The sequence below is a fragment of the Komagataeibacter kakiaceti JCM 25156 genome (assembly GCF_000613305.1).
Window position 1 is genome coordinate 1 of record NZ_BAIO01000132.1, and the last position, 5,580, is coordinate 5,580.

At 64.1% G+C, this 5,580-nt stretch carries 3 protein-coding genes and 3 pseudogenes; 2 read left to right on the forward strand and 4 right to left on the reverse strand.

From position 1 onward, the window contains the following. Window positions 1-185, forward strand: a pseudogene (locus JCM25156_RS22900) (sulfonate ABC transporter permease); the annotation flags it as partial. A gap of 6 nt (window positions 186-191) precedes the next feature. After that, window positions 192-1,544 carry an ABC transporter ATP-binding protein gene (locus JCM25156_RS08775; RefSeq protein WP_025812799.1) on the forward strand — a complete coding sequence of 451 codons (1,353 nt, stop codon included), beginning with the start codon at window positions 192-194 and terminating at the stop codon, window positions 1,542-1,544. Between the two features lie 125 nt (window positions 1,545-1,669). Here the strand turns inward: JCM25156_RS08775 and msrA are convergent, their stop codons facing one another. The 4 genes and pseudogenes from msrA to JCM25156_RS27920 all read right to left on the reverse strand — a co-directional run. Further along, a complete protein-coding gene (gene msrA / locus JCM25156_RS08780) occupies window positions 1,670-2,224 on the reverse strand; it encodes a peptide-methionine (S)-S-oxide reductase MsrA (RefSeq protein WP_025812800.1) in 555 nt (184 codons plus the stop codon). 149 nt (window positions 2,225-2,373) lie between these two features. After that, window positions 2,374-3,369 carry a class I tRNA ligase family protein gene (locus JCM25156_RS32615; protein ID WP_407637118.1) on the reverse strand — a complete coding sequence of 332 codons (996 nt, stop codon included), beginning with the start codon at window positions 3,367-3,369 and terminating at the stop codon, window positions 2,374-2,376. After that, window positions 3,370-5,064: pseudogene (locus JCM25156_RS32620) on the reverse strand (valine--tRNA ligase); the annotation flags it as partial. Between the two features lie 194 nt (window positions 5,065-5,258). Beyond that, window positions 5,259-5,580 (reverse strand): annotated as a pseudogene (locus JCM25156_RS27920) (TolC family outer membrane protein); the annotation flags it as partial.

Here is a 5,580-nt window from a genome sequence, read left to right on the forward strand (position 1 = left end):
GCTGGGGCGACACCACGCTCAGCGCGCGGGGTCTGGGCGCCTATATCGCCCATGCCACCGTGGCGGGCGCGACCGACCAGGTCGGGCTGGGCATGGTGGTGATGGCGGCCTTCGTGCTGCTGCTCAATCGTGCCCTGTGGCGTCCGTTATCCAACTATGCCGCCCGGCATTACACTTTTGACTGAAAGCGCATGACGCAGCAGCCCACAGCCCCCCCCGCACACCATACCGGCGCCGAGCTTGTCCGGATCGTCAACTGCCGCCAGGCCTATCACAAGGAAAGCGCGACCGATCTCGTGGTGCTCGATGGTGTGAACCTGAGCATACGCAGCGGCGAGATCGTGGGGCTGCTGGGGCGTTCGGGGTCGGGCAAGTCCACCCTGCTGCGCATCATTGCCGGGCTGCTGCCCCCCACGGCGGGTGAGGTGATCTGGAAAGGCAGGAAACTGACCGGCCCGGCGGACGGTATTTCCATGGTGTTCCAGTCCTTTGCGCTGTTCCCGTGGCTGACGGTGCAGAAGAATGTGGAACTGGGGCTTGAAGCCCAGGGCATTGCCCCCGCCGAACGGCAGAAACTGGCGGAAGACGCCATCGACCTGATCGGGCTGGGGGGATATGAAAACGCCTACCCCAAGGAACTGTCCGGGGGCATGCGCCAGCGCGTGGGGCTGGCGCGCGCGCTGGTGGTGCGGCCCGACCTATTGTTGATGGATGAGCCATTTTCCGCGCTGGATGTGCTGACGGCGGAAAACCTGCGCACCGACCTTGTGGAACTGTGGGCGGAAAAGAAGCTGCCCATCCAGTCCATCCTGCTGGTCACGCACAATATCGAGGAAGCGGTGCTGATGTGTGACCGCATCCTGATCTTCTCCTCCAACCCCGGCCGGGTGGCGCATGAACTTCAGGTGCCCTTCGAACACCCCCGCAACCGCGAGGACATGGCCTTCCGCCAGTTTGTGGACCGGATCTACGCGCTCATGACCCGCCGCGCGCCGGTCGTGTCGGAAGCGGACATGACCGACCCGGACCTCCAGCGCACCGAAATCACGGCCGATGCGGTGGCCCTGCCACCGCTGCCCATCAATACGCTGGTCGGCATGATGGAAACGCTGGCGGCGGACCCGCTGCATGGCCGCGCCGACCTGCCCCTGCTGGCCAGCCGGTTGCAGCTTGAGCTTGATGACCTGTTCCCGCTGGGCGAATCGCTGCAACTGCTGGGGTTTGCCGAGCTGGAGGATGGCGACATCCTGCTCACGCCCGAAGGCATGCGCTTTGTCCAGAGCGAACACGACATCCGCAAGCATATCCTGTGGCACAACATGCTGCACAACATCCCCATGGTGCGGACCATCCGCGCCGTGCTGGATGAACGCCCCAACCACCGCGCCAGCGCCGAGCGGTTCCGCGACCAGCTTGAGGACAGCATGTCTCCCGATTACGCCCGCCAGACCCTTCAGACACTGATCGGCTGGGCGCGTTACGCGGAACTGTTCGACTTTGACGAGGAAGCCGACCAGCTTTTCCTGGACGATGAAGCCGGATAAACTGCCTGATGAAAAACAGTAAAGGTTTCCGGGCGACGCTCCCTGAAGCTTTCTGAAAAAAGCTTCACCAAAAACTTCCCTACGCTTTGCTGGCTGTCTCAAAAGCAGGTTTTTGAGGCAGTCACTCAGGTAGCCGGGGCGGCCAGCCGGTCACGAAACAGGCGGCGCAGCTTCGCGACCTTGGGGGCGATGACAGCACCGCAATAGGGGTTGCCGGGGTTGCGGGCGAAATAATCGCGGTGATAGTCCTCCGCCGGCCAGAAATGGGCCAGCGGGGCAATTTCGGTCACGATGGGCGCGGGCCAGACACCAGATCTCTCCATCTCGTCGCGTATGGCGTACGCCGTCTTTTCCTGTGCCGCATCCTGCCAGTAAATGACGGAGCGGTACTGCGTGCCCACGTCATTGCCCTGCCGGTTGCGTGTGGTCGGGTCATGCATGACAAAAAAGATGCGCAGCAGATCGGCGCAGGAAATCACATCCGGATCGAACGTGACGCGCACCACCTCGGCATGGCCGGTCCGCCCGGTGCAGACCTGTTCATAGGTGGGATCGGGGCCGTCACCACCCGCGTAGCCCGGCATGATGGCGGACACGCCGCGCAGTTCGGCCAACGGCGCTTCCATGCACCAGAAGCAGCCACCCCCCAGCACCAGTGTCTCCAATGCGTGACCGGTCATGCCCTGCCTTTTCCTATCGTTCAGCACCATCGTGTTCCGGGGGCTACCTGAAAGCCTGTGGATCACAGGAAAGCTTCAGGAAGCGCCGCCTTCCGGAAAAAAGGCGACGCCCGGAAACGCTTCCTGTTTCCTATCTTCGGACACCCTGCTCAGGCAATACGCGCCAGCGCGGCCTGAAGGCGCTGGCGTTCCGCCTGAAACGTCTCAAGGCGCTCACGGTTTTCAGCCACGACCTCCGGCTTGGCGCGGGCCACGAAATCGGCATTGCCCAGCTTGCGCTCGACCTTCACGATCTCGCCATCCACCTTGGCGCATTCCTTTTCCAGCCGCTGGCGTTCCTGCGCCAGGTCGATAATACCGGCAAGCGGGATGACCAGGGTCGCCTCATCCACCACAAGCTGGGCCGCGCCCTGGGGCATTTCCCCTTCCAGCGGCAGGACTTCCGATACGCGGGCCATGCGGCTGATCGCTTCCGCCCATTTGGCGGCGCGCGCCACCGTAACGGGGGTGGCATCGCGCAGCAGCACGGGCGCAAGACGGGAAGGCGGCACGTTCATTTCCGAACGTACGGTGCGGATGGCGGTGATGAAGCGGATCAGCCATTCCATCTCGTCCCGCGCGGGCTGCGCCCCATCGGGCGGCACGGGCTGCGGCCATGGCGCGGTCATGAGCGAACCTTCGGCCCCGAAGCCGAAATGCTGCCACAGCCGGTCGGTCATGAACGGCGTGACCGGCTGCAACAGGCGCAGGATCGTGCCCAGCACATGGGCGGCCACGGCGCGCGTCTCGACCGCTTCCGCCGTGTCCCCCGCCCCCAGCACCGGCTTGGCCAGTTCAAGGAACCAGTCACAGAAGCAGTTCCAGACAAAGCGGTAGCATACGGCGGCGTATTCATCGAAGCGGAAGGTTTCAAGCGCGCGGGTCGCCTCCTCCGTCGCCTGCGCCAGTTCGGCCAGAATCCACCGGCCCAGCGGGGAGGTGACAGTCTCGGGGCTAAAACCCGCCACCGGGGCCACACCGTTCATTTCGCAAAAACGCGCGGCGTTCCATATCTTGGTCATGAAGGAGCGGTACTCCTCCACCCGCTTGCGGCCCAGCTTCACATCGCGGCCAAGGCCGGTCAGCGCGCAGATGCAAAAGCGCATGGCGTCCGCACCATAGGTGTCGATCAGTTCCAGCGGATCGATGCCGTTGCCCTTGGACTTGGACATTTTCTGCCCGCGTTCGTCACGCACCAGCCGTGGATGAACACCTTGCGGAACGGCACGTCCTTCATGAAGTGCAGGCCCATCATCATCATCCGCGCGACCCAGAAGAAGATGATGTCAAACCCGGTCACCAGCACATCGGTCGGGTAATAGCGGGCCAGTTCCGGTGTCTGTTCCGGCCAGCCCAGCGTGGAGAACGGCCACAGCGCGGAGGAGAACCATGTATCCAGCACGTCCTCGTCCCGGGTCAGTTCCGTATCCTGCCCGTAATGGGCGCGGGCCTGCGCCATGGCCCCGGCCTCGTCACCATCCACGAAAACATGCCCGTCGGGGCCGTACCATGCGGGAATACGGTGCCCCCACCAGAGCTGGCGGCTGATGCACCAGGGCTGGATGTCGCGCATCCAGGCGTAAAAGGTATTCTCCACTGCCGGGGCACGAACTCGATCCGGCCACTTTCCACCGCCTCAACGGCGGGGCCGGCCAGTGTCCTGGCGTCACAGTACCACTGCGTGGTCAGCCGTGGCTCGACCACCGCGCCACTGCGTTCGGCATAGGGAACCTGATTGGTATGGGGCTCGATCTTTTCCAGCCATTCAAGCCGTTCCAGTTCGGCCACCATCACCTTGCGCGCCTCATCACGCGGCATCCCGGCAAGGGCGCGGACAAAGGCGGGGTCGGCCAGACCTTCCTCGGCGCGCAGTTCGTCTTCGATCTCGCCCAGCGTTATGCGGGCTTCCTCATCCAGCACGCTGGGCATATCCAGCTTGTGGCGGCGGCCTACCTCGAAATCGTTGAAATCATGGGCGGGCGTGATCTTGACCGCGCCGCTGCCCTTGGTGGGATCGGAATGTTCATCGGCCACGACGGGAATGCGGCGGCCCGTCAGCGGCAGGATGACGTTGCGGCCCACCAGATCGGCAAAGCGTTCATCATCGGGGTGAACGGCCACGGCCATGTCACCCAGCATCGTCTCGGGCCGCGTGGTGGCGACCGTGATGGTGCGGCCCGGCTGGCCTTCCACGGGGTAGCGGATGTACCACAGGTTGCCCCGTGTTTCGCGGTTATCGACCTCAAGATCGGAAATGGCGGAGCGGAAGGCGGGATCCCAGTTGACCAGCCGCCGGTCACGATAGATCAGGCCCTCGCGGTACAGGGTGACAAACACTTCCTTGACCGCGCTGGACAGGCCTCATCCATGGTGAAGCGCTCACGCGGCCAGTCGAGCGAGCCGCCAAGGCGGCGCAACTGCGTGGTGATGCCGCCACCGGACTGGGCCTTCCACTCCCACACCCGTTCGACAAAGGCGTCACGGCCCATTTCCTGGCGTGACGTGCCTTCCTTCTGCAGCATCCGTTCGACCACGAGCTGCGTCGCGATCCCGGCATGGTCGGTGCCCGGCTGCCAGAGCGTGTCGCGCCCCTGCATGCGCCGCCAGCGGATGAGCGTATCCTGCAACGTCATGGTCAGGGCGTGGCCGATATGCAGCGTGCCGGTGACATTGGGCGGCGGGATCATGATGGTGTAGGGCGACGCCGAACCCGTCGGCTGGGCGCTGAAGGCGCCGCTAGCTTCCCACAGGGCGTAGAGAGAGGTTTCTGTCCCGTTGGGGGAGAACGACTTGTCAAGCATCACGAAAAACCAGATCCACCATAATCAGACGCAAGGCAGGACACCGCGCCCGGCCATGGGCAGATATACCCCAAACCGGCGTGAAGGGAACGCCGCCCGCGCAATCTTTATGCGGCCCGCGCCATTACCATGCCTGCAGGGGCACCACACCCCGCGCGGGTCCATGCCGCGTCCTGCCGCATGGACCGCCCCCCTCACCGCCCCGGCTGGCTGGTGGCGTAATCGCTGATTCCCCACAGCCGGTCATGAACGGCGCGATAATAGGCGCGTTCATCATACAGGGGGACATCAAGGTTCAGGTCACGCGCCGTCAGCCTGCCTATGGCCGCCGTGACTGATAGGTGGACAGGACAAGATTGCCCACGCTGCGCACCAGCGCGATCTGGGCCTGAAGCAATGTTTCCTGCTGCTGCAGCACCGCCAGCGTGGAGGTCGTGCCCACAAGCACCTGACGCTGCATGCCATGCAGGGCCGTGGCGTCGGCGGCCACGGCCATGCGGTTGCTTTCTATCGCAG

Coding starts and splice junctions, on each gene's coding strand:
- JCM25156_RS32615 (WP_407637118.1), bottom strand. CDS start 3,369: ATGCGCTTTTGCATCTGCGCGCTGACCGGCCTTGGCCGCGATGTGAAG.
- JCM25156_RS08775 (WP_025812799.1), top strand. CDS start 192: ATGACGCAGCAGCCCACAGCCCCCCCCGCACACCATACCGGCGCCGAG.
- msrA (WP_025812800.1), bottom strand. CDS start 2,224: ATGACCGGTCACGCATTGGAGACACTGGTGCTGGGGGGTGGCTGCTTC.